17 protein-coding genes and 4 pseudogenes are annotated in these 23,397 nt (G+C 71.4%); 10 read left to right on the forward strand and 11 right to left on the reverse strand.

Translation table 11 applies throughout. The features are described 5' to 3' along the window. Positions 1–54: 54 nt before the first annotated feature. Positions 55–851, forward strand: a pseudogene (locus P0R35_RS02965) (SDR family NAD(P)-dependent oxidoreductase). 75 nt (positions 852–926) lie between these two features. Further along, positions 927–1,514: a GNAT family N-acetyltransferase gene (locus P0R35_RS02970; protein WP_284013754.1), complete on the forward strand. Its 588-nt coding sequence runs from the start codon at positions 927–929 to the stop codon at positions 1,512–1,514. 34 nt (positions 1,515–1,548) lie between these two features. On the opposite strand, the gene P0R35_RS02975 is transcribed toward P0R35_RS02970, so the two are convergent. Both P0R35_RS02975 and P0R35_RS02980 read right to left on the reverse strand, forming a co-directional pair. After that, a complete protein-coding gene (locus P0R35_RS02975; RefSeq protein ID WP_284013755.1) occupies positions 1,549–1,809 on the reverse strand; it encodes a DUF8142 family protein in 261 nt (86 codons plus the stop codon). Positions 1,810–1,917: 108 nt separating this feature from the next. Then, complete coding sequence (locus tag P0R35_RS02980) at positions 1,918–2,235, reverse strand: DUF7520 family protein (protein WP_284013756.1); 318 nt, start codon at positions 2,233–2,235, stop codon at positions 1,918–1,920. 126 nt (positions 2,236–2,361) lie between these two features. Between P0R35_RS02980 and cdd the strand changes: the two genes are divergently transcribed. Next, positions 2,362–2,811, forward strand: coding sequence for a cytidine deaminase (cdd, locus tag P0R35_RS02985; protein ID WP_284013757.1), 450 nt, complete (start codon positions 2,362–2,364; stop codon positions 2,809–2,811). A 30-nt stretch (positions 2,812–2,841) separates the two neighbouring features. On the opposite strand, the gene P0R35_RS02990 is transcribed toward cdd, so the two are convergent. Then, the gene (locus P0R35_RS02990) at positions 2,842–3,474 is read right to left on the reverse strand and encodes a class I SAM-dependent methyltransferase (protein WP_284013758.1); all 633 of its coding nucleotides are present in this window, start codon (positions 3,472–3,474) and stop codon (positions 2,842–2,844) included. Positions 3,475–3,724: 250 nt separating this feature from the next. Between P0R35_RS02990 and P0R35_RS02995 the strand changes: the two genes are divergently transcribed. Both P0R35_RS02995 and P0R35_RS03000 read left to right on the forward strand, forming a co-directional pair. Continuing rightward, positions 3,725–4,561: a nucleoside phosphorylase gene (locus tag P0R35_RS02995; protein WP_284013759.1), complete on the forward strand. Its 837-nt coding sequence runs from the start codon at positions 3,725–3,727 to the stop codon at positions 4,559–4,561. Positions 4,562–4,711: 150 nt separating this feature from the next. Then, entirely contained in the window at positions 4,712–5,962 is a 1,251-nt protein-coding gene (locus P0R35_RS03000; RefSeq protein ID WP_284013760.1) for an NAD(P)/FAD-dependent oxidoreductase, read from the forward strand. Positions 5,963–6,170: 208 nt separating this feature from the next. Here P0R35_RS03000 and P0R35_RS03005 read toward each other — a convergent pair whose 3' ends face one another. Next, on the reverse strand, positions 6,171–6,704 hold the full coding sequence (locus P0R35_RS03005; RefSeq protein ID WP_284013761.1) for an HTH domain-containing protein: 534 nt from the start codon (positions 6,702–6,704) through the stop codon (positions 6,171–6,173). Positions 6,705–6,854: 150 nt separating this feature from the next. Here P0R35_RS03005 and P0R35_RS03010 point away from each other — a divergent pair, with 150 nt between their 5' ends. Further along, positions 6,855–7,778 (forward strand): NAD-dependent epimerase/dehydratase family protein, encoded by a 924-nt coding sequence (locus P0R35_RS03010; RefSeq protein WP_284013762.1) that lies wholly within the window; start codon positions 6,855–6,857, stop codon positions 7,776–7,778. Between the two features lie 48 nt (positions 7,779–7,826). Beyond that, complete coding sequence (rocF, locus tag P0R35_RS03015) at positions 7,827–8,729, forward strand: arginase (protein WP_284014687.1); 903 nt, start codon at positions 7,827–7,829, stop codon at positions 8,727–8,729. A gap of 264 nt (positions 8,730–8,993) precedes the next feature. Here rocF and gyrA read toward each other — a convergent pair. Next, positions 8,994–11,429: pseudogene (gene gyrA, locus P0R35_RS03020) on the reverse strand (DNA gyrase subunit A); the annotation flags it as partial. A 58-nt stretch (positions 11,430–11,487) separates the two neighbouring features. Then, positions 11,488–13,422, reverse strand: coding sequence for a DNA topoisomerase (ATP-hydrolyzing) subunit B (gene gyrB / locus P0R35_RS03025; RefSeq protein WP_284013763.1), 1,935 nt, complete (start codon positions 13,420–13,422; stop codon positions 11,488–11,490). 293 nt (positions 13,423–13,715) lie between these two features. On the opposite strand from gyrB, the gene P0R35_RS03030 reads away from it, so the two are divergent. Further along, the gene (locus tag P0R35_RS03030) at positions 13,716–16,121 is read left to right on the forward strand and encodes a DNA topoisomerase VI subunit B (RefSeq protein ID WP_284013764.1); all 2,406 of its coding nucleotides are present in this window, start codon (positions 13,716–13,718) and stop codon (positions 16,119–16,121) included. A gap of 1 nt (position 16,122) precedes the next feature. Next, positions 16,123–17,238, forward strand: coding sequence for a DNA topoisomerase IV subunit A (locus tag P0R35_RS03035; RefSeq protein ID WP_284013765.1), 1,116 nt, complete (start codon positions 16,123–16,125; stop codon positions 17,236–17,238). Between the two features lie 5 nt (positions 17,239–17,243). Here P0R35_RS03035 and P0R35_RS03040 read toward each other — a convergent pair whose 3' ends face one another. From P0R35_RS03040 to P0R35_RS03060, 5 genes and pseudogenes are all read right to left on the reverse strand, one after another. Then, positions 17,244–18,017 (reverse strand): DUF8108 domain-containing protein, encoded by a 774-nt coding sequence (locus tag P0R35_RS03040; protein ID WP_284013766.1) that lies wholly within the window; start codon positions 18,015–18,017, stop codon positions 17,244–17,246. 251 nt (positions 18,018–18,268) lie between these two features. Beyond that, on the reverse strand, positions 18,269–19,045 hold the full coding sequence (locus tag P0R35_RS03045; protein WP_284013767.1) for an MBL fold metallo-hydrolase: 777 nt from the start codon (positions 19,043–19,045) through the stop codon (positions 18,269–18,271). 25 nt (positions 19,046–19,070) lie between these two features. Then, entirely contained in the window at positions 19,071–19,274 is a 204-nt protein-coding gene (locus tag P0R35_RS03050; RefSeq protein ID WP_284013768.1) for a hypothetical protein, read from the reverse strand. A gap of 73 nt (positions 19,275–19,347) precedes the next feature. Then, positions 19,348–21,128 (reverse strand): annotated as a pseudogene (ligA, locus tag P0R35_RS03055) (ATP-dependent DNA ligase LigA). An 80-nt stretch (positions 21,129–21,208) separates the two neighbouring features. Further along, positions 21,209–21,718 carry a DUF6884 domain-containing protein gene (locus P0R35_RS03060; protein ID WP_284013769.1) on the reverse strand — a complete coding sequence of 170 codons (510 nt, stop codon included), beginning with the start codon at positions 21,716–21,718 and terminating at the stop codon, positions 21,209–21,211. Between the two features lie 99 nt (positions 21,719–21,817). On the opposite strand from P0R35_RS03060, the pseudogene P0R35_RS03065 reads away from it, so the two are divergent. Continuing rightward, positions 21,818–23,379 (forward strand): annotated as a pseudogene (locus P0R35_RS03065) (glutamate-cysteine ligase family protein). Positions 23,380–23,397: the final 18 nt, after the last annotated feature.

The following is a 23,397-nucleotide window of genomic DNA, read 5'->3' on the forward strand; positions in this document are numbered from 1 at the left end:
GCCGTTTTTGCGGGGAGGGCAAGTAGTTTTACACGACTGCCGCGCACCGCCGGTATGGCTCCCGCCGACGGCGACGAGTTCGACCCGGACAGCGCGTTCGACCTGACCGGCCGCGTCGCCGTCGTCACCGGCGGCACCCGCGGCATCGGCCGCGCCGTCGCGCTCGGCCTCGCCAACGCCGGCGCCGACGTGGTGCCGACGAGCCGGACCCCGAGGACGTCGCGGCCGCCGTCGACGCCGTCGAGGCCCGCGGCGTCGACTCGCTCGCGCACCCGACGGACGTGACCGACGCGGACGACGTGACCGACCTGTTCGCGGCCGTCGAGGCCGCGTTCGGCGGCGTCGGCGTCGTCGTCAACAACGCCGGCGTCAACCCCGACGGCGCGCTCGGGCCGCCGGAGGCGACGACCGAGGCCGCCGAGGCGACCGTGCTGGACGTGAACCTCCGCGGCGCGCTCCGGTGTGCACGCGCGGCCGCCGCGAGCCTCCGCGCGAGCGACGGCGGCGCGCTGGTCAACGTCGCCTCCGTCGGCGGCCTCGTCGGCCTCCCGCGCCAGCACCCGTACGTCGCCTCGAAACACGGGCTCGTCGGGATCACGAAGTCGATGGCGCTCGACTGGGCGCCGGACGTGCGCGTCAACGCCGTCGCCCCCGGCTACGTGCTCACCGACCTGACGGCGGACATCGAGGGGAACGAGCGCCTGCTGGCGTCGATCCGCGACCGCACGCCGCTGGCCCGGTTCGCCGAGCCCGCGGAGGTCGCCGGCCCGGTCGTGTTCCTCGCGAGCGACGCCGCCAGCTACGTCACCGGCGCGTGCCTGAGCGTGGACGGCGGGTGGACGGCGCGGTAGTCGGCACCCGGCGGCCCGCCGCCGGGGACGTGTCCCCCCACAAACGGTAACTCCCGGGGCCACGTACCGCTCGCTATGTACGTCCGCGACGCCAAGAACCGTGACGAGGCGTGGCTGCTCGACCGCATCGAGGAGATGGGCCTCGACGAGCGGTCGTTCCGGTCGCGGGACTACGTCATCGCGGTCGAGGAGGGGTCGAACACCCGCGCGGGGTTCGGCCGCCTGCGGATCCACAAGACCGACGACGGCGACTTCGTCGAGTTGACCGGCATCGGCGTGCTGGAGTCGTGGCGCGGGCAGGGCGTCGGCGCACACGTCGTCGAGCGGCTCGTCGAGTCTGCCGGCGACGACGGCTTCGACGAGATCTACTGTTTCACCCCGGCGGCGTCGTACCTCGAACAGTTCGGGTTCGCGGCCCTCGACGCCGACGAGGTGCCCGACGCGCTCGCCGGCCGACTCGACGTGGTGCGCGGCGACAGCGACGGGACGGTCGCCGCCATGCGGCTCGACCGCGGCGAGTTCGCGATGCCCGACCGGCTCCGCGAGCGGTTCAAGCACGCGACCGCCGAGGGCGACGCCGCCGAGCCGTCGGTCGAGGAGACGGCCGAGGACTTCGGCATCGACCCCGAGGAGGCGACCTACAAGTACGACACCGGCCGGTAGGCGGGCCGCTTCGCCGGCCCCCGACGCTCCCCCGTCAGGTCCGCCCCTCGAGGAAGTCCGTCGAGAATACGAGGTACGCCAGCACCGAACAGAACAGGATCGGCGGGAGGATCGCGAACCCCCACAGCGGGTCGATCCCCCAGAACAGCAGCAGCACCACGTCGCCGAGCCCGATCGCGAGGAACGGCAACACCGCCACGACCGCCCAGAACCGGCTCCGCCCGGACTCGTCGTCCTCGGCCTCCTCGGCCGCGAACTCTCCCGACTCGCCGCCGTCGCGGGCGCTCGTCGCCATACCCGAAGTCGGAGCCGCGGCCACAAAAGGGGCCCGCTCGGGCGCGACCGGGCACGGCGCCGGCCCGGCGGTCGACTGGTCAGCCGGTCGGCCGGGCGGCGGGTAGACTCAGTTCACGGCGTCGTCGTCGAACCGGGAGGCGACGGTCACGAGGCCGAACAGCGTGCCGACGACGAGCAGCGACAACACGGCGCCGTACAGCGCCATCGCCGCCGGCGACCCCGGGAGCGTGACGGCCCCGAACACGGTCACCGCGGGCACGGCGTTGTTGGCGGCGACGACGTAGCCCGCCGCGGCCGCGAACAGCGTCACCACGGCCGCCGCGCCGGCGAGGTACGGCCGGCCCGACGCCTCGACGGCCTCCGCCTCCCCCTCGATCAGGCGCTCGCCGCCGGCGTCGTCGTCGGCCGTCGCTCGGTCGCTCACGACCGCGGGTAGGACCGCGACCCACAAGGCGCTGTCGGGGGCGGATCGCGGGCCCCCGGCGCGTCGCCGGCGGGCCGTCGGCCGGGACGGCCCACGATTAAGTGTGCGGCCGCGGTCGGTCGCGGTATGACCGACGACTCCGCCGCGCCGGCCGCCCCCGGCGACGACCCGCTGGTCGCGGCCGCCCGCGAGGCGTTCGCCGACGCGTACGTCCCCTACTCCGAGTACCCCGTCGGCGCCGCCCTCCGCGCGGCCGACGGCACCGTCTTCGTGGGCTGTAACATCGAGAACGCGAACTACTCCAACTCCCTGCACGCCGAGGAGGTCGCCGTCGCCGAGGCCGTCAAGCGGGGGTACACCGAGTTCGACCGCCTCGCCGTCGCCTCCGACGCCCGCGACGGCGTCACCCCCTGTGGAATGTGCCGGCAGACGCTCGCGGAGTTCTGCGACGCCGACCTCGAGGTCGTCTGCGACGAGGGCGACGCGGTGTCGACGTACACCCTCGGGGAGCTCATCCCGGAGACGATCAGTCTCCAGACGCTGACCGACGCCGAGGAGCGCCGCCGACAGCGGTAGGCCCCCGCGCACTCGCCGCGGTCGACGGCGCTACTCGACCCGCCGCGCGCCGACGAGGAACGCCGGGTTCCGCGACCCGCGGCGCTCGAACGCCGTGTCGAGGACGAACGAGAGCCGCCAGCCCCGTTCGGCCGCGAACAGCTCCCGGAGCTCCGCGCGCGACAGCGACGCCCACGTCGCGGCGACGTCGTCCGCGCGGGCGTCACACAGGAGGAAGTAGTCTCCGCCGGGCCGGAGCGTCCGCCGGATCGACTCGACGGCGCGCCGTCGCTCGCGCGGGCCCAGACAGTGGAGCATCGCCGAGTCGACCACCGTGTCCGCCCGGAGGCCGAGGTCGCCGAGGCGGAGCGCGTCCCACACGAGGAACTGCGCCGGGACGCGTCGCCACCGCGCCTTCTCGCGCGCCTGCCGGATCGCCGACGGCGCCACGTCGACGCCGAGCACCTCGTGCCCGCGGCGCGCGAGGAACAGCGACAGCTCGCCCGTGCCGCAGCCGACCTCGATCACCCGTCGGCCGACGCGGCCGGCCTCCGCGAGGTGGACGAACGCGCGCTGCGGGCGGCCGATGTCCCAGTTGGGCGGGGCGCTCCGGTAGCTCGCGTCGAAGCCGTAGGCCGCCGCGGGGTTGACGTAGTCGAGGCCGGGGTCGACGGGCGGTGTCACCTCGGGACCGACGCACGAGGGAGGCTTAGTTCCCGGCGACGCTTCGCCCGCCGGATCACACGCCGTCGCGTGCTCGGGGCGGTACGGCGGTGGAGCCGGCTGCGCACGGTTGACCGTCCGCGTGGTGGGGGTCCGCGTTCGACCTGCACCGCCCGCGCGGTACACACGTGGACGCCCCGGCCGCTTCGACGACGTCGGTCGCCTCGGAGAAACGAGCGAACTACAAGGCGGCTTCCAGTAGCTCCGGGACATGAGCGACCACGGCCCCAGCGACGACAGCGAGGACCCGAACGCGGAGGTCCAGTACCACATCGAAGTCGGGCCCGACGACGTGGCCGACACCGTCCTCCTCCCCGGCAACCCCGAGCGCGTCGACAAGGTGACCGCGCTGTGGGACGACCACGAGGAGAAGGCGTACCACCGCGAGTACCGCACCGCGACGGGCACGTACGACGGCGAGCCCCTGTCGGTCACCTCCACCGGGATCGGCTCCCCCTCGGCCGCCATCGCCGTCGAGGAGCTCGCCCGTGCGGGCGCTGACACCTTCATCCGCGTCGGCTCCTGCGGCGCCATCCAGCCGGAGATGGACATCGGCGACCTCGTCATCACCGCCGGCGCCGTCCGGCAGGAGGGGACGAGCAAGGAGTACGTCCGCGAGGACTACCCGGCCGCCGCCGACCACGAGGTCATCTCCGCGCTCGTCGCCGCCGCCGAACGCCTCGGCTACGACTACCACGTCGGGATCACCATGTCCGCCGACTCCTTCTACGCCGGGCAGGGCCGCCCGGGGTTCGAGGGCTTCCGCGCCGCCGGCGCCGACGACCTCGTCGACGAGTTGCGCGAGGCGAACGTCAAGAACATCGAGATGGAGGCGGCCGCGATCACCACCGTCGCGAACGTGTACGGCCTGCGCGCCGGCGCCGTCTGCACGGTGTACGCCAACCGCGTCACCGGGGAGTTCCGCACCGAGGGCGAGTCGCGCGCCGCCGAGTGTGCGAGCCTCGCGGCCGCGTTGCTCGCCCGGATGGACGAGGTGAAGCGCGAGGCGGGCGTCGACCGCTGGCACGCCGGCCTGTCGCTGGAGTAGTCGCCGGCCGTCGCCGCGCCCGGTGACGGGCGCCGACGGGTCGCGACCGACACGGATCCGTCCCGAACGGATCGGCCGGCTGCGCCTCCGGACGCGTCGGTTGCTGGCGGTTTCAACACGCCTTTATCCTCCCCCTCGGAAGGCGAACCCATGAGCCAGCAGGTCGTCGTCGTCGGGGCCGGGTACGCCGGTGCCGGGACGGTGAAAGCGTTCGAGGACGCCATCGAACCGGGCGAGGCAGAGCTGACGTGGGTCTCCGACCACGAGTACCACCTCGTCCTCCACGAGTCGCACCGCGTCATCCGCAAGCCCGCGGTGGAGTCGAAGGTCGCCATCCCGGTCGACGAGATCAAAGGCGACGACACGCAGTTCGTGAAGGGTCGCGTCGTCGAGGTCGACACCGACGAGCAGGTCGTCCACACGCGCGGCGGCGAGGCGATCGACTACGACTACCTCCTCGTGGGCGTCGGCTCGGCGACCGCGTTCTTCGGCATCCCGGGGCTGCGCGAGCACGCGCTCACGCTCAAGAGCCTCGACGACGCCCGCGAGATCCACCAGGCGGTCAAGACCGCCGGGCAGGACGCGACCACGACCGACCCCGCGAAGGTGCTCGTCGGCGGCGCCGGCCTCTCCGGCATCCAGTCGGCCGGCGAGATCGCGGAGTTCCGCGACGACAACAAGGCCCCCATCGAGATCGAACTCGTCGAGGGGCTCGACTCGGTGTTCCCGAACAACGACCCCGAGGTGCAGGGCGCGATCCGCAAGCGCCTCGACGACAAGGACATCGGCGTCTCCACCGGCGAGTTCATCTCGAAGGTCGACGAGAACGCCGTCTACCTCGGCGGCGCCGAGGAGGAGTACTACGGCGAGGACGGCGAGGGCGACGCGCCCGCCGAGGATGAGATCGACTTCTCCGACGACCTCGTGATGGACTACGACGTGCTGCTGTGGACGGGCGGCATCACGGGGCAGCCGGAGGTCGAGGAGTTCCACCTCGACGCCGACGACCGTTCGAACCGCGTGTACGCGGAGTCGACGTTCGAGACGAGCGACGACAACGTGTTCGCCATCGGCGACACCGCACTCGTCGACCAGGGAGACGAGGAGTTCGCCCCGCCGACCGCGCAGGCCGCCTGGCAGGCCGCCGAGGTCGCCGGCGAGAACCTCGCGCGCGCCGTCCGCGGCGCCCCGCTCAAGTCGTGGCAACACGAGGACAAGGGGACGCTCATCTCCGTCGGCGAGGAGGCCGTCGCCCACGACGTGCAGGTGCCGGGGTTCTCGGTCCTGCCGAACACCTTCGGCGGGCCGGCCGCGAAGGCGCTGAAGAAGGCCGTGGCGAGCCGCTGGATCGCCGACGTCTCCGGGTACGGGCGCGCGCTCAACGCCTGGAGCGACATGTGACCGCGGCCGCGTAACCCGCCGCGCGGCGCGGCCGCGACCGATCGCCGTCCACTTCTCCACACCGTCGCCGCTCGCGATGTCTCCGTAGCGACGGCCCAGTCGACCCGGCGGTCGCTCGCCGTTCGGGCGCGGTTCGCTCGCAGAAGCACGCGGCACGCGACGCATCGGTTCCGACGTGGCGGGCCGAACCGCGACCCGACGCGGCGGCTTAGTGCTCGGGCGGCTCGGCCGGCGCCTTCATCCCGTCGATCTTGAGGATGAGGACGGAGGCGGTGTCGTCTTTCCCGTCGACGGTGCCGTCGATCACCAGCTTCGAGAGGGGCGTCGGGCCGACGGTGACGGCGTCGCCCTCGTGGAAGTCGCGGACCGACCCCTGCAGGTGGATCTCGGCGCGACACAGCTCGGGGTGGTGGACCGACGTGAGGTTGATCTCCTGGACGTTCACGTTGTCGAGGCGCTCGTCGTTGTGGAACAGCGGCGTCGACGCCGGCTCGTCGAGGCTCTGGAGGTCGAGCGCCTCGAAGGCGTTCGCGGTCGGCTTGTAGCCCCCCTTCGGCCCCGGTACCCCCTCGACCAGCTGGAGCGCCTTCAGACTCTGCATCTGGTTGCGGATCGTGCCCGCGTTGCGGCCGACGGCCTCGGCGATGGTCTCGCCCTTCACCGCGTCCTCCTCCTCGCGGTAGAGGTTCACCAGTTCGTTCAGTATCTTCCGCTGGCTGTCGGTGAGCTCGATGGACGACATTTGTTCACGGTTTTCCGGGAACCCGCTTAAAACCACGGACCCGGGAGACGCGCGGTGGTGGATCCCACAGTCCGGACCCGCCTGCCCGCGCGGCGACAGGAGGGCCCCGCGGACCGGTACGTCTTTGTCTCCGGCCGGGAGACGTGCGATATGAACGACGCACGCGTGCTCGTCACCGGGGGGGCGGGGTTCATCGGGTCGAACCTCGCGAACACGCTCGCGGCCGACGGCAACGACGTGATCGCGCTGGACAACGAGTACCTGGGCACCCACGAGAACCTCGCCGACGACGTGGAGTTCGTCGAGGCCGACGTCCTCGACGACGACCTGCCGACGGACGTGGACGTGGTGTTCCACCTGGCGGCGCTGTCGTCCCGGGAGATGCTCGAGGAACACCCGCGGCAGGGCGCCCGCGTCAACATCGAGGGGTTCGTCAACGTCGTCGAGCAGGCCCGCGCCGACGGCTGTGACACGGTCGTGTACGCGTCGACCTCCTCCATCTACGGGAGCCAGACCGACCCGTGTCCGGAGGACATGGCCGTGGAGGCGTCGACGGGGTACGACGCCTCGATGATGGGGCGCGAGCGCTACGCCGAGTACTACGACGACTTCTACGAGGACCTCACGCTCGCGGGGATGCGCTTCTTCTCCGTGTACCAGGGGTACGGCGGCAACGAGGAGCACAAGGGCCAGTACGCCAACACCGTCTCGCAGTTCGCCGCCCAGATCGCCGACGGCGAGGCGCCGGTCCTGTGGGGCGACGGCTCACAGACGCGCGACTTCACACACGTCACCGACATCGTGGCGGGATTGGTCCTCGCGGCGGAGCACGAACTCTCCGGCGTGTACAACCTCGGCACGGGCGAGAGCTACTCGTTCAACGAGATGGTCGCGATGATCAACGACGCGCTCGGCACCGACGTCGAACCGGAGTACGAGCCGGTGCCGCTCGACAACTACGTGTACCACACGAAGGCCGACGCCTCGAAGTTCAAGGCGGCGACCGGCTGGGAGCCCGAGGTCGACTTCGCCGACGGCGTGCGCGAGGTGTGCGCGCCGTACCTCGACGACTGACGGGCGCGGATCCCACGTTTCAAGCCCCGGGCAGCCGCCGATCCGGGTATGACCGTCCGCATCATCGGCGTGCCGACCGACTACGGCCAGGACCGACGCGGCGTGGACATGGGCCCGTCAGCCATCCGCTACGGCGGCCTCGCGGAGGCGCTGGCGTCCGCCGGGGCGGAGGTCGTCGACGACGGCGACCTCGCGGTCCCGCGGGCCGAGGAGCGCGACCCCGACTCCCGCCAGCCCAGCGAGGGCAACGCCAAGTTCCTCCGCGAGACCGAGGAGGTGACGACGGCGCTGGCCGGCCGGGTCGCCGACGCGGTCGGGGCCGGGGAGACGCCGCTCGTGCTCGGCGGGGACCACTCGGTCGCCATCGGCTCGCTGAAGGGGAGCGCCCGCGACGCCGAGATCGGCGCCGTCTGGTTCGACGCCCACGGCGACTACAACACGCCCACCACGTCGCCGTCGGGCAACGTCCACGGGATGCCGCTGGCGGCCGCCCTCGGCTACGACGACTGGGACGGCGTCGAGTGGGCGAACGCCCCGGGACTGCGCGAGGAGAACGTCGCGTACGTCGGCCTGCGCGCGCTCGACGACACCGAGCGGGCGGCGATCCGCGACTCGGAGATGACGGCGTACACGATGTCGGACATCGACGAGCGGGGGATCACCGACGTGGTCGAAGCCGCGCTGTCGGTCGCCTCCGCCGGGGTCGACGGCATCCACGTCAGCCTCGACATGGACTGGCTCGACCCGGGGATCGCTCCGGGCGTGGGGACGCCGGTTCGCGGCGGCGTCACCTACCGCGAGGCCCACCACGCCATGGAGTTGGTCGCCGCCGCCGACGCCGTCCGGTCGATGGAGGTGGTCGAGGTGAACCCCGTCCTCGACGAGTCCAACGAGACGGCGGCGCTGGCGACCGAACTCGTCGCCAGCGCGTTCGGCAAGCGCATCCTCTGAGACGGCGGTCGCGCCCCGGGACGGGCCGGGCTCGATTTTAAGTAGCTGTGTGCGCTGAATCCCATCGCCCGCTGTGGACGGGCGCGATGCCGGAATGACGGCCCCCGAGGGCGCTCGGGGGCGGTGACTCTTCGCGACACGACGACCGACCGCCGCGAGCCGTCGGCTCGTCGGTCGGCCGGCGACGCGAAAACGGGGGCCGGTCGGGCTACTCCTCGCCGTCCTCGGCCGTGCGCTCGCCCGAGACGCGGTCCGCCGGGAAGCGTCGACGGCGGCGACGGCGTCGCCGGCGTCGAGGTCCATCACGGTCACGCCCATCGTGTTCCGGCCGATGGTGGAGATGTCCTCGACGCGAGTGCGCATGATCTGGCCCTCGGCGCTCATCGCGAACAGGTGGTCGCCGTAGGTGACCGTCTCGAGGGCGCAGACGGGTCCGTTGCGCTCGTTCGTCTTGATGTCGATGAGTCCCTTGCCGTTGCGGCTCTGCTTGCGGTACTCGGAGAGGTCGGTCCGCTTGCCGTAGCCGTGCTCGGTGACGGTGAGGACCCAGTCGTGGGCCTCACGGTCGATGGCGGCGAGCCCGGCGACGCGGTCGTCGCCCTCCAGGTCGATCCCCCGGACGCCGCGGGCGGTGCGGCCCATCGCGCGCACCTCGTCCTCGTCGAAGCGGATCGCCATCCCGTCGCGGGTGCCGATGACGAGGTCGCGGCCCCCGTCGGTGACCTCGACGTCCGCCAGCGCGTCCCCCTCCACGAGACTGATCGCGCGGATCCCGGTCGAGAGGATGTTGTCGAACTCGTCGCCGGCGGTGCGTTTCACGTAGCCGCCCTCGGTCGCCATCGTGAGGTACTCGTCGCCGGTGAGGTCGTCCGTGTTGACGACCGCGGTCAACTCCTCGTCGTCGTCGAGGTCGAGGACGTTCACCGCCGACTTCCCGCGGGCGGTGCGGCCCATCTCCGGCACCTGATACGTCTTCAGCTGGTAGACGCGGCCCTTGTCCGTGAAGCACAGGAGGTAGTCGTGCGTCGAGGCGACGAACACCGAGGAGACGCGGTCGCCCTCCTTCAGGTCGGTGCCGATGATCCCCTTCCCCCCGCGATTCTGCGCGCGGAACTGGGCGGCGGGCATCCGCTTGATGTAGTCGTCCTCCGAGAGCACGACGACCGACTCCTCCTCCGGGATGAGGTCCTCGTGGGTGACGGTGCCGGTGTCCTCGACGAACCCCGTGCGGCGCTCGTCGTCGTACCGGTCTTTGATCTCGCGGAGCTCGTCTTTGATCACCCCGAGGAGTTCGTCCTCGGAGTCGAGGATCTCCGTGAGGCGCTCGATGGTCGCCTGTACGTCCTCGTACTCCCGTTCGATCTCGGCTGCCTCCATCGAGGTGAGCGACCCGAGCTGCATCCGGACGATGTGCTCGGCCTGCTCCTCGCTGAACTCGAAGGCGTTCCGCAGCGCCGTCTTCGCGGCGTCGCGGTCCTCGCTCTCGCGGATCGTCTCGACGACGTCCTCGACGTTCTCCAACGCCTTCAGCCGCCCTTCGAGGATGTGGGCGCGGTCCTCGGCCTCCTCGAGGTCGAACTGCGAGCGCCGGGTGACGACCTCCTTGCGGTGGTCGATGTAGTGTTCGAGCGTCTCCTTCAGCGTGAGCACCTTCGGCTGGCCGTCGACCAGCGCGAGGTTGATCACGCCGAAGGTGGACTCCAGGTGGTGCTCGAGCAGTTGGTTCTTCACCACCTCGACGTTCGCGCCGCGTTTCAGCTCGATGACGACGCGGACGCCCTCGCGGTCGGACTCGTCGCGCAGGTCCGAGATGCCCTCGATGACGCCCTCGTTCACGTCGTTGGCGATGCGCTCGACGATGCGCGCTTTGTTCTCCTGGTACGGCAGTTCGGTGACGACGATCCGCTTGCGGTCGTTGCCGAACTCCTCGACGTCCATCTCCGCGCGGACGCGCACGCGGCCGCGGCCGGTCGTGTACGCCTCGCGGACGGAGTTGCGGCCGACGATGTTGGCGCCCGTCGGGAAGTCCGGCCCCTTCACGTGCTCCATCAGGTCCGCGACCGTCGCGTCGGGGTCGTCGATCAGTTCGATGGTCGCGTCGATCACCTCGCCGAGGTTGTGCGGCGGCACCTTCGTCGACATCCCGACCGCGATGCCGGTCGAGCCGTTGACCAGCAGGTTCGGGTACGCCGCCGGGAGCACGTCCGGCTCCTCGAGGCGGTCGTCGTAGTTGGCGGTGAAGTCGACGGTGTCCTTCTCGATGTCCGCCAGCAGCTCCTCGGCGATGGAGGACATCCGCGCCTCCGTGTACCGCATCGCCGCGGCGGGGTCGCCGTCCATCGAGCCGAAGTTCCCCTGCCCGTCGACGAGCGGGTAGCGCATGGAGAACTCCTGGGCCATGTTCACCAGCGTGTCGTAGATGGCCTGGTCGCCGTGGGGGTGGTAGTCACCCATCGTCTCGCCGACCACGGAGGAGGACTTCCGGTGGCTGGTGTTGGAGGTGACGCCCATCTCGTGCATCGCGTAGAGGATGCGCCGGTGGACGGGCTTCAGCCCGTCGCGGACGTCGGGGAGCGCCCGCCCCGCGATGACGGACATCGCGTAGTCGATGTACGACTGCTCCATCTCGTCCTCGATGCGGACGCGGTCGATCTGGGCCGCGCGGACGTCCTGCGGGTCGACCGGTGCGTCCGAACTCATCGATACACCTCGCCGTCGTGCGTGTGTCGTGTCGTCATGTGCGTCGCCTGCATCGGTGTCAGATGTCCACCCAGTCGGCCTCGGGCGCGTGCTCCTTGATGAACTGCTTACGCGGCTCGACGGAGTCGCCCATCAGGACGTTGAACATCCGGTCGGCGGCCGCGGCGTCGTCGATCGTGATCTGCTTGAGCACCCGGTTCTCCGGGTTCATCGTCGTCTCCCACAGCTGTTCGGGGTTCATCTCCCCGAGCCCCTTGAACCGCTGGACGCGGTCGGGCTTCCCGTCGCACTTCTCCTCGACGATCCGCTCGCGCTCGGCCTCGGTCATGGCGTCGTACGTCTCGCCCCTGTAGCGGATGCGGTACAGCGGCGGTTGGGCCGCGTACACGTACCCCGCCTCGACGAGCGGGCGCATGTGCCGGTAGAACAGCGTGAGCAGCAGCGTCCGGATGTGGGCGCCGTCGACGTCGGCGTCGGTCATCATGATGACCTTCTTGTAGCGCGCCTCCTCGATGTCGAACTCGTCGCCGATGCTCGTGCCGACGGCGGTGATCATGTTCCGGATCTCCTCGTTCTGGAGCACCCGGTCGAGGCGGTGTTTCTCGACGTTCAGGATCTTCCCGCCCAGCGGGAGGATCGCCTGGAACTCGGGGTTGCGCCCCTGCTTCGCGGAGCCGCCCGCGGAGTCGCCCTCCACAATGAACAGTTCGGAGTCCTCCGGGTCGCGAGACTGACAGTCCGCGAGCTTGCCGGGCAGCGCCGTCGACTCCAGCGCCGACTTGCGCCGCGTCAGCTCCTCGGCCTGCTTGGCGGCCTTGCGGGCGCGGGCGGCCTCGGCGGCCTTGCTGACGATCGTCTCGGCGACGTCCGGGTGCTCCTCGAAGTACGTGCCGAGGTGTTCGTGGACCGCCGACTCGACGATGCCGCGCACCTCGGAGTTCCCCAGCTTCGTCTTCGTCTGCCCCTCGAACTGCGGGTCGGGGTGTTTCACCGAGATGACCGCGGTGAGCCCCTCGCGGACGTCCTCGCCCTTGAGGTTGCCGTCGAGGTCGCCGATGAGCCCCTCGCTGTTGGCGTAGTCGTTGACGACGCGGGTGAGCGCCGTCTTGAAGCCGGTGAGGTGGGTGCCGCCCTCGCGGGTGTTGATGTTGTTGGCGAACGCGTGGACCGACCCCTGCAGTTCGTCGGTCGCCTGCATCGCCACCTCGACGAGCACGGAGCCGTCCTCGGCCTCCTCCTCGTCGGCGAAGTAGACGACGTCGCGGTGCAGCGGCGTCCGCGTCTCGTTGAGGTACTCGACGAACTCGCGGATGCCGCCCTCGTAGAGGAACGTCTCCTCGGTGCCGTCGCGCTCGTCGGCGAGCGTGATGGTGACGCCGGAGTTGAGGAACGCCAGCTCGCGCAGCCGGTTGCCGAGCGTGTCGAACGAGAAGTCCGTCGTCTCGAAGATGTCCGTGTCCGGCCAGAACCGGATCGTCGTGCCCGTCTTCTCGCCGTCCTCCATCGGCCGGACCCGCTCGAAGGCGCCCTCCTCGGGCTCGCCGTGGTCGAAGCGGTGTTTCCAGACGGCGCCGTCGCGTTTCACCTCCACCTCCAACCAGTGTGAGAGGGCGTTGACGACCGAGACGCCGACCCCGTGGAGCCCGCCCGACACCTGGTACGACTTGTTGTCGAACTTCCCGCCCGCGTGGAGGATCGTCATGATGACCTCCAGCGCCGGGCGCTCGTACTTCTCGTGGGTGTCGACCGGGATGCCGCGACCGTCGTCGGACACCGAGACGGAGCCGTCGTCGTGGACGGTCACCTCGATGTGGTCGCAGTAGCCCGCGAGCGCCTCGTCGATGGAGTTGTCGACGACCTCGTAGACCAGATGGTGGAGGCTGCGAGAGTCCGTAGAACCGATGTACATCGCCGGGCGCTTGCGGACGGCCTGGAGGCCCTCCAACACCTGGATCTGCCCGGCACCGTACTCACTATCCCCTGAGCCTGACATAGGAACCTTACCGTACCCTAACGGGTCCCCGGTTATAAGTCCTCTCACGCGCGCGCGTGAGCGCCCCGTCATCCCGTCCGGCGGTCGGGTGCGTCCGTCCCCCTTCGTTCGACCCTCCCCGCGCTCCACGGGCGCCGAGCGGGCGCTGACCGAACGGTCAGTCTCGGCGGCGCCCTGTCGGCCCGTCGCGGCCCGTGCCGACGGCGGTGTGGCCGGCCGTCGGTCCCCCGGTTCACTTTCACCGCGGTGAGGACACGGTTATAACCCCACGTCGGATACGACCCCGTACGAGAATGACGTCGTTCCAGTCGCAACTCGGCGAGGACCAGGGGATCGCCGACGAGCTGGCCGAGGGCCAGCGGGAGATCTCCATCGCCGAGTTCTTCGAGAAGAACAAGCACATGCTCGGGTTCGACTCGGGCGCCCGCGGGCTGGTCACCGCCGTCAAGGAGGCCGTCGACAACGCGCTCGACGCCTGCGAGGAGGCGGGGATCCGGCCGGACATCTACGTCGAGATCAGGGAGGTCGGCGACTACTACCGCCTGATCGTCGAGGACAACGGCCCGGGGATCACCAAGGCGCAGCTCCCGAAGGTGTTCGGGAAACTGCTGTACGGCTCCCGGTTCCACGCCCGCGAGCAGTCGCGCGGCCAGCAGGGGATCGGCATCTCCGCGGCCGTCCTCTACTCGCAGCTCACCTCCGGCAAGCCCGCGAAGATCACCTCGCGGCCGAAGGGGGAGGCCGACGCGCAGTACTTCGAGCTGATCATCGACACGGACACGAACGAACCGGAGATCAAAGCCGAGCGCACCACCTCGTGGGACCGCTCGCACGGCACCCGGATCGAGGTGGAGATGGAGGCGAACATGCGCGCGCGCCAGCAGCTCCACGACTACATCAAACACACCGCGGTCGTCAACCCGCACGCCCGGCTCGAACTGCGCGAGCCGGGGCTGGACGCGCCGCTGAAGTTCGAGCGCGGCACCGACCAGCTTCCGGCGGAGACGGAGGAGATCCGCCCCCACCCGCACGGGGTCGAACTCGGCACGCTGATCAAGATGCTGGAGGCGACCGAGAGCTACTCCGTCTCGGGGTTCCTGCAGGAGGAGTTCACCCGGGTCGGCCGGAAGACGGCCGACAAGGTGGTCGACAACTTCCGCGACCGTCACTTCGGCCGCGAACTCGGCTGGAGCGCCGACGAGGAGCCGGTGACGGCCGCGCTCACCGACGCCGTCTCGAACAAGGGCGCGGCGGCGACCGGCTTCTTCGCCGAGGAGGTGGCGAGCACGCTCGCCTCGCGCGAACGCACCAGCTACTCCGAGTTGGTCGGCATCGTCGACAACGTCGCCGAGGCCGCCGAGGACGAGTACGGCACGCGCTTCGGCGCCACCGTGCGCGAGAACGCGGTCGCGGCCGCGTGGGCGGCGATGACGGCGTTCGACGCCGACGAGGACGTCGACGAACTCACCGACGACCTGTACCCGCTCGTCGACGAGGCCACCTCCACCCGGAAGGACGACGCCGTCGTCGCCGGGATGGCCGAGCGATTGGCGCGCCGGTTCGCCGCCGACGACGAGCGCACGCGTGCGACCCACAAGCGACTGCAGGCGCTCGTCGACGAGGCGGCCGACGACACCGAGGAGTTCGACGACGCCACCTTCGGCGACACCGCCCGCGAGAACGTCGTCGAGGCGCTGTGGTCACGGATGGTCACCGTCCCCGACGACGTGCCGAAGGTGCGCGAGGCGGCCGAGCGCCGCGACACCGCCAGCGAGCTGCTGGAGGCGATGCGCGAGACGGACATCCTCGCGCCGCCGACCGACTGTCTCGCGCCCATCACCTCGGAGCTCGTCGAGGCGGGCCTCCGCAAGGAGTTCGACGCGGACTTCTACGCGGCGGCCACGCGCGACGCCGAGGTCCACGGCGGCGACCCGTTCATCGTCGAGGCCGGCATCGCCTACGGCGGCGAGTTGGACGAGGGCGGGCAGGTCGACCTCCTCCGGTTCGCCAACCGCGTGCCGCTGGTGTACCAGCGCGGGGCGTGTGCGACCACGGACGTGGTCAAGCGCATCGGCTGGCGCAACTACGGGCTCGACCAGCCCGGCGGCTCGGGGATGCCGAACGGCCCCGCCGTCATCATGATCCACGTCGCCTCGACGAACGTCCCGTTCACCAGCGAGTCGAAGGACGCGCTCGCCAACATCCCCGCGATCGAAGACGAGATCGAACTCGCCGTCCGGGAGGCGGCGCGCGAACTGAAGTCGTACCTGAACAAGCGGCGCTCGATGCAGAAGCGCCGCGAGAAACAGGACGTGCTCGGGCGGATCCTCCCGGAGATGGCCGACAAGGTCGCGGAGGTGACCGGCCGCGAGCGGCCGAACATCGACGCGGCGCTGGCGCGCATCATGAACAACGTCGGGATCGAGCGCGAGCGCGACGGCGACACCGTCCGACTGATCGTCGAGAACCACTCCGACCGCAACGAGGCGCCCGACGTGACCGACATCGTCAGCGTCGAACCGACGGACGTGCCCGAGGAGGCGACCGTCGTCGACCTCGACGGCGAGTGGTTCGTGAAGTGGAACCCGACGGTCGCGGCCGGCGAGGAGGCGGTGTTGGAGTACACCGTCGCCGGCGACGCGGAGTTCGACGTGAACGTGGACGGCATCGAGACCGAGAAGCTGACCGTGAACGCCTGATATGAGCGCAGACACACCCGAATCCGACACCCGACTGAACGAGGAGAAGGCCCGCGAGCAGCTGATCGAACTCGCGGCGGAGTTCTACGACCAGTTCGACCACGGGGACATCCCCGAGATGACGCTCCCCACGCGGACGAAGAGCAACATCGTCTTCGACGAGGAGGCGGGCGTGTGGGTGTACGGCGACCGCACCTCCACGCGCTCGGCCAACTCCGTCCGGGGGGCGCGCAAGCTCCTGAAGGCGGTGTACGCCGTCGAGTTCCTCGCCCAACAGCTCGAGGAGAACCGCTCGTCGACCCTGCGTGAGCTGTACTACCTCAGCGAGTCGTGGGACTCCGAGGAGGCGCAGTTCAGCACGCAGGACGAGTCGAACCAGCTGATCGAGGACCTGGAGATCGTCTCCGGCGTCACCCGCGAGGACTTCCACATGCGCCCGGAGGAGTCGGGCGCGAAGGTGATGGGGCCGCTGAAGATCCGCGAGCAGACCCGCCGCGGCGACCGCGAGATCCACTGTCAGGAGGACGTCGGGCAGGGCGGCTACCAGATCCCGAACAACCCCGACACCATCGAGTTCCTCGACAACGACGCCGAGTTCGTCCTCTGCGTCGAGACCGGCGGGATGCGCGACCGCCTCGTCGAGAACGGCTTCGACGTCGACTACGACTCGATCGTCGTCCACCTCGGCGGCCAGCCCGCCCGCGCGACCCGCCGGCTCACCAAGCGCCTGCACGACGAACTCGACCTCCCGGTCGTGGTGTTCTGTGACGGCGACCCGTGGTCGTACCGCATCTTCGGCTCCGTCGCCTACGGGTCGATCAAGTCCGCGCACCTCTCGGAGTACCTCGCGACGCCGGAGGCGAAGTACGTGGGGATCCGCCCGCAGGACATCGTCGACTACGACCTGCCGACCGACCCGCTGTCGGACTCCGACGTCAACGCCCTCGAGTCGGAGCTGGAGGACCCGCGCTTCCAGACCGACTTCTGGACCGAGCAGATCGAGCTCCAGCTCGACATCGAGAAGAAGGCCGAGCAGCAGGCGCTCGCCGCGCAGGGGCTCGACTTCGTCACCGACACCTACCTCCCCGAGCGGCTCGGGGAGATGGGCGTCCTCTGAGGGCGCTACCGGGGGTCCGACTCGACCTCGGGCTCCCGTTCGCTCGCCCCGGCCGTGGAGCGGTCGCGGCGCGCGTCGCCGCGCGCGCCGCGCTCGGCCCGCATCCGGGCCAGTTCGGCGTCGATCTCGTCGTCGTCGAACGGGCCGGCCGTCTCGTCGGCACAGGCGGCGCAGTACACGTTCTCCCCCGACGAGGCGGTCCGCACCGGGAGGCCGGCGACGTACAGCCGCTCGGCGTAGCGGCGGTGCTCGCCGTGGAACACGCGGCGGCCGCAGGCGGCACACGGCTCGGAGGGGTTGCGGACGCGCTCGCGCTCGACGGTCCGCTCGGTGCCGAACGTGCCGGGCGACTTCACGCCGTCGCGGGCGACCCGGGGCAGCGAGACGACGGCCAGCGCCGACAGGACGAACACCAGCGCGCCGAGCACCGTCGCGAGCAGGGAGGCGTCGGCGATCAGCGCGGCCGCGAACCACACCAGCCCGACGAACAGGAGGCCGCCGCCGGCGAGCGTCGCGAGGACGGTCCCGAGCCCGGGGCCGCCGTCGCCGCCGGACAGCGACCGCTCGGTCCCGTCGGCGTACACCTCGCGCCGCGGCGCGCCCGAACTGTACCGGTACAGCGCGTACAGGAGGTTCCCGATCCCGCCGGTCAACAGGAACAGGACGACGTGGACCGGGATCCGGCCGAAGCCGCGCTTGCGGAGGACGACCCGCTCGCCGTCGTCGGCGAGCGTCTCCCACCCTCGGCGTGGAGGTCGTCGACCCGACGGCGGAGCCACGCGCGGTCCTCGGCGCTGGGGGCGCGGCGGGCGCCGCCGGCGCCGGCGCCGGCGACGGGCGTCGCGGCGCCGCAGTCCGAGCAGAACCGGTCGTGGGGGGCGACCACCGCGCCGCAGTCGGGGCAGCCGGCGGGGTCGTGGCCGTGGGAGGCACCGGAGGGCATCTCGACGGTATGTCACTCACGGGAGGGGAAGTAGCTTGCGTGCGGTGTCGTTGCCCGGTAGCGACGGGATCGGTTCGCCGCGCCGGCTCACGCGGTCGTCTCGTCGAGCGCGACCGGCACCGCCCGCTTCGCCACGTCGCTCGCGAACGCGGCGGAGTCGGCTTCGAGGAACTCGAGCGTGTTGTAGTGGATCGGGACGACGAGGTCGGGGTCCATGCGCTCGGCGAGGGCGGCGGCCTCGGGGCCGCTCATGCAGACGTCGCCCGAGATGTTGGCGAGGAACAGCGACACGTCGAGTTCGGCGAACGCGTCGAGCGCGTCGGAGTCGCCGGGCCAGAACACCGAGGTGTCGTCCGCGCCGACGGTGAAGCGGTAGCCGACGCCCGACCCCTCCGGGTGCGGCACGGAGCCGTCGCGGTTCGCGTGGGACCCGTCGGGGTCGTTGTACGCGGGCACCGACCACACGTCGCCGACGCCGTCGACGGCGACGTGGTCGGCGTCGCCGACGCGGACGACCTCGAACGGCAGGTCCTCGACCGGCTTCACGTCGCGGTCGATGGCGCCCGCGTCGACGCCCTCGAACACCACGACGGTCGCGTCGTCGGCGGCGACGCGCTCGATCCCCTCGGAGTCGTAGTGGTGGTCGTGGGTGACGACGACGAGGTCGGCGTCCATCGGCCGGTGGTCGGTGGCGCGCGGGTGGGCCGCGTCCTTCGGGTTGCCGCCGCCGGGGGGCGTCCACTCGCCGGTGAGCACGCCGTAGCGGCCCGGGTCGGTGTAGACGACGGTGCCGTCCGCGCTCTCGATCCGCGCCGTCGCGTAGCCGTACCACGTCACCCGGAGGTCGTCGTGCCTGACGGTCATGTGCGATGGAGGGGCCGGGACGCGCCTATAAGTACCGCTCCCCGAGCGGCCCGGCGGAGAACCCGACGGCGAACAGGAACAGGACGACCGTGAGGGCGGCGAGCCGCAGCGTCGTCGACAGCGAACTCCCGCCGGCGGCGACGGCGACGGTGGCGACGAGCGCCGCGGCGGCGGCGACGGCGAGCAACACCTGTAACGGGTACTCGCGGAGGATCCGGCGTGTGTCCATGTGCGAGCGCACGACCGCCCCCGAGTAGTGTCTTGTCACTCGGCGGCGAGGGGGGGCCGTCGGCGTCGCCGGGTCAGTCGTCGGCGTCGTCGCCCGCGAGCCGCCGGAGACGGGACAGCGTGTCGGCGTCGGCCGGCGCCTTGTCGTCGCGCACGGCGACGAACCGCGGGAACCGCAGGGCGTACCCCGAGCCGTACGTCGGCGACGTTCTGGATCTCCTCGTACCCCACCTCGAACACGACCGCGGGGGCGAACCGGACGGACTGGCCGGACTCGGACTCCACGTGCGGCTCCAGCAGCGCGGTCAACTCCGCCAACTCCTCGTCGGTGATCCCGGTCGCGACCCTGCCGACGACGGCGTGGTCGCCGGCCGTGCCGTCCCCCTCGTCGGCGGCCCGCACCGCCACCTCGAACGTGCCGAACTGCTCGGCCCGCCGGCCCTCGCCCCACTCGGCGCCGGTGACGACGAGGTCGAGCGTCTCGACGTCGGGCTTGCGCTTGAGCCACTCCTTCCCGCGGTTGCCGGGGTCGTACGTCGAGTCCGGGCGCTTGAGCATCACGCCCTCGTGGCCGGCCGCGAGCGCGTCGGCCTCGAACGCCTCGATCGCGGCGGCGTCCCCGGAGACGAGGGTCTCGGAGACGCCCTCGTCGAGGACCTCGCGGAGCCGCTCGTGGCGCTCGGTCAGCGGCGCGTCGAGCAGGTCGTCGCCGCCGGCGTGGAGGCAGTCGAACGCCCGGAGCTCCACCCGGACCTCCTCGCGCATCCGGTCGACGTCGTGCTTGCGACGGAACCGGCGCAGGATCTCCTGGAAGGGGAGCGGCTCGCCGTCGTCGGCGACGGCGACCGCCTCGCCGTCGAGGATCGCCGGCGCGGTCGCGTGCTCGCGCACGTGCTCGACGAGTTCCGGCAGCGCCGCGGTGACGTCCTCCATGTTGCGCGAGTAGACGGAGACGGGTCCCGCACCGGGGGCGGCCGCGTCGGATCCGGCGTCGGCGTCCGGGGCCGCCTCGTAGTGGATCTGGACGCGCGCGCCGTCGTACTTCGTCTCGGCGACGGCCTCGCCCCACGTGTCCAGCGCGTCGGCGACGGTGCCCGCCTGCGCGAGCATCGACCGGACCGGCCGCCCCACCTCCAGCGAGACGCGCGGAGGCCGGCCGCGCCGTCGTCGCGGGCGAGTTCGGCGACCACCCCGTGGTCGTTCGTCACCTGCAGCGCCCGCTCGACGAGCGCGACGAGCGCCTCGGTGCGGTCCGCGTCGTCGCGCTCCTCCGTCGGCGTCGTCACCGACGCGCCGAGGAACGCCTCGGCGGTCGCGTCCCGGAGCGTCCCCGAGCCGACGCCGATCCGCATCTCGCCGAGGACGAGCCGCGCGAGGTACTTCGCCTCCGTCGGCGTCGCGCGGTTGAACAGCCCGAACAGGGTGTCGAGCCGGAACGACTCGCTCCCGTCGCCGGTCGCCTCGGCGACGGCGACGAGGTCGTCGTACACCGCCCGCACGGTGAGGCCGTCGTCGTCGCCGCCGGCCGCGAACGCCCCCAGCCCGGTCTGTCCCCCCAGGTCGAGCCCGGCGGCGACGGCGCCGATCTCGCCGGTCTCCGCGAGGCGCGTCTCGATCGTCGCCGCGGTGACGTTCGCGCCGGCGGCGCGCGCCAGCGCCCGGTGACACAGCGCCGGACCGACCGACAGCGTCCGGCCGTCCCAGCCGGGGAACACCGCCCCCGGAGGAAGCGCGCGACGACGGGGAGGTCGTCGCCGGCGGCCGCGAGCGTCTCCGCGACGACGCCGACCGTCGCGAGGTCGCCCTCCTCGGCGGCGGCCGCGTCGGCGCGCTCGGCGAACGTAGCGAACTCCATGCCCGCCCGGAGTCGGGCGGCGCGCAAAACTCCGACGACTCCGGACGTCCCGACGGGACGACCCGGCGGCCCGTCGCGGCTCAGCCCAACTCGCCGAGGTCGGCCTCGATGTCGGCGGCGGTCGGGTCGGCGGCGTCGCGCCGGATCTCGAGCTGTTCGTCGAGCCACTGTTCCTGTCGCTCCCGCCCGCCGATCCCCGCGAGCGGCTCGAGCGTCTTCGCGCCCGCGGCCGCCGTCCGACTGAGCAGCCCGCCGCGCTCCTTCAGCGCGGTCCGAGTGGGCCGGTCGGCGAACACGACGAGGCGGTCGTACTCCTGTTTCCGCACCCGCGAGGCCACGTCGGCGACGACGTCCATCGACCACCGGGCCTGCTCGGCCGGCTCCAGCTCCGTGAACTCGCGGTCGATCCCCTCCACCTCCTCGTCCGGGTCGAGCACGCCGTGTCGCTCCGAGAGGACGACCCACTCGTCACAGACCAACGTCGCCAGCTCGGCCTTCTTCGTGAAGAACGCCGTCGCGTAGCGGTCGAGCGCGCGCCCCCGGCCCCGGAACGGACAGGCGCCTGCCTGCACGAGTCCGAACGTCTCCATGCGCTACCCGTCCGAGTCGTGTTTTATAAATCTTGGTTCTCGATTTCGATATGTGACTCGGCCGGAGGGTTGAACACGGCGGCGCGACCACCGGGGTGCATGAGCGACGGCGACCCGGATCTGGCCGCGAGGGTGAACGAGGTGTTGGAGACGGACGCCGAGGCGTTCGAGGCGCGCGCGGCCGCCGACGCCGAGACCGTGAAGGCGGAGCTGCGCGACGGCACCTTCGACAACCACCAGTCGATCGTCGGGTTGGAGTACGAGTTCTACGCGGTGTCGGAGGGCCGGTGGCGCGAGTCCGGCGCGGGCTCCGAGGACGACCCGGACGCGTACCACCTGAGTCGGGTGCCGCGACGGCTGCTCGACCTCATCGGCTTCGAGAAGGAGTTGGGGCTCCACAACGCCGAGATGACGACCAGCCCCCAACCCCTCAACGCGGCGGGGCTGCGGGCGCAGGCCTCGGAGGTGCGCGCGCGGCTGACGGCCGCGCTCGACACGACGGGCGCCGAGGGGATGCGGCTGGTCTCCGACGGGATGTGGACGATCCCCCCGGTGGGCGAGACCGCGCGCGACTACCTCGGTGACGCCGTCGAGGTCGACGGCGTGCGGATCGCGACGAACATGAGCGACGCGGTGCGCTACCACGCGATGGCCAACAGCGCCGGCGTCGACGAGTTCGCCGTCGACGCGCCCCACGTCGAGGCGAGCGCCGGCACCGTGATGCCCGAGAGCCTCATCACCTCGATCCAACCCCACTACCAGGTCGCCAGCGCCGAGGACGTCCCCCAGTACCACGACCTCGCGTTGCGGATCGCCGGCCCCCTGCTCGCGCTGGGCGTCAACGCGCCGTTCTTCCCGCCGGACCTGTACGCCGCCGACGCGACCGCCGAGGACGTGCTCCGGGACGGCTGGCACGAGAACCGCGTCGCCGTCTTCGAGTCCGTCCTCAACCGCGAGGGCGCCGAGAAGGTGACGTTCCCCGCCGACCTCGACTCCGTCGCGGAGGCGGTCGACCGCGTCGCCGCCGACGCGACGATGGTGCCGATGGAGGTGCCCGAGGGGGACCGGTTCGACGACGCGTTCGCCACCCTCCGGCGGAAACACGGCACCTACTGGCGGTGGGTGCGGCCGGTGTTCGACGGGGCGACGCGCTCGGCCGCCAACGCCCGCATCGAGTTCCGCCCGATCCCCGCTCAGCCGACCGTCCGCGACTCGATCGCGTTCCTCGCGGCGTTCGCGGGGCTCATGGAGAGCCTCCCCCGGCGGCACCACCCGGTCGCGGACCTCGACTGGGAGACGGCCGAGGCGAACTTCTACGCCGCCGTCCGCGACGGTATCGACGCCGACCTCTCGTGGGTGACGAACGACGGCGTCGAGACGAGCGACCGGGCGGTGCTGTTCGACGACCTCCTCGCCCACGCCGAGGCGGGACTGGAGGACGCCGGCGTGCCCGCGGCGGCGGCCGAGACGTACGTCGAACCGCTCCGGTGGCGCGCCGAGCGCGGGGTGACCCCGCGGGTTGGAAGCGCGAGCGGGTGCGCGAGCGCCTCGCCGACGGCGCCGACCTCGCCGACGCGATCCGCGGGATGCAACGCACCTACATCGACCGGCAGACCGGGACGCTCGTCGACGGGACGTTCGCCGACTGGATCGAGCCGTAGCCCGGAGTCGCGACGGCG

The organism is Halobaculum litoreum (genome assembly GCF_030127125.1).
Lineage (GTDB): Archaea > Halobacteriota > Halobacteria > Halobacteriales > Haloferacaceae > Halobaculum > Halobaculum litoreum.

Excerpts from the sequence above, each read along its gene's own strand:
- P0R35_RS03045 (WP_284013767.1), bottom strand. The coding sequence starts at position 19,045 with ATGACCGTCAGGCACGACGACCTCCGGGTGACGTGGTACGGCTACGCG.
- P0R35_RS03035 (WP_284013765.1), top strand. The coding sequence starts at position 16,123 with ATGAGCGCAGACACACCCGAATCCGACACCCGACTGAACGAGGAGAAG.
- P0R35_RS03005 (WP_284013761.1), bottom strand. The coding sequence starts at position 6,704 with ATGTCGTCCATCGAGCTCACCGACAGCCAGCGGAAGATACTGAACGAA.
- cdd (WP_284013757.1), top strand. The coding sequence starts at position 2,362 with ATGACCGACGACTCCGCCGCGCCGGCCGCCCCCGGCGACGACCCGCTG.
- gyrB (WP_284013763.1), bottom strand. The coding sequence starts at position 13,422 with ATGTCAGGCTCAGGGGATAGTGAGTACGGTGCCGGGCAGATCCAGGTG.
- P0R35_RS02995 (WP_284013759.1), top strand. The coding sequence starts at position 3,725 with ATGAGCGACCACGGCCCCAGCGACGACAGCGAGGACCCGAACGCGGAG.
- P0R35_RS03030 (WP_284013764.1), top strand. The coding sequence starts at position 13,716 with ATGACGTCGTTCCAGTCGCAACTCGGCGAGGACCAGGGGATCGCCGAC.
- P0R35_RS03010 (WP_284013762.1), top strand. The coding sequence starts at position 6,855 with ATGAACGACGCACGCGTGCTCGTCACCGGGGGGGCGGGGTTCATCGGG.
- P0R35_RS03060 (WP_284013769.1), bottom strand. The coding sequence starts at position 21,718 with ATGGAGACGTTCGGACTCGTGCAGGCAGGCGCCTGTCCGTTCCGGGGC.
- rocF (WP_284014687.1), top strand. The coding sequence starts at position 7,827 with ATGACCGTCCGCATCATCGGCGTGCCGACCGACTACGGCCAGGACCGA.
- P0R35_RS03050 (WP_284013768.1), bottom strand. The coding sequence starts at position 19,274 with ATGGACACACGCCGGATCCTCCGCGAGTACCCGTTACAGGTGTTGCTC.
- P0R35_RS03000 (WP_284013760.1), top strand. The coding sequence starts at position 4,712 with ATGAGCCAGCAGGTCGTCGTCGTCGGGGCCGGGTACGCCGGTGCCGGG.
- P0R35_RS02970 (WP_284013754.1), top strand. The coding sequence starts at position 927 with ATGTACGTCCGCGACGCCAAGAACCGTGACGAGGCGTGGCTGCTCGAC.
- P0R35_RS02975 (WP_284013755.1), bottom strand. The coding sequence starts at position 1,809 with ATGGCGACGAGCGCCCGCGACGGCGGCGAGTCGGGAGAGTTCGCGGCC.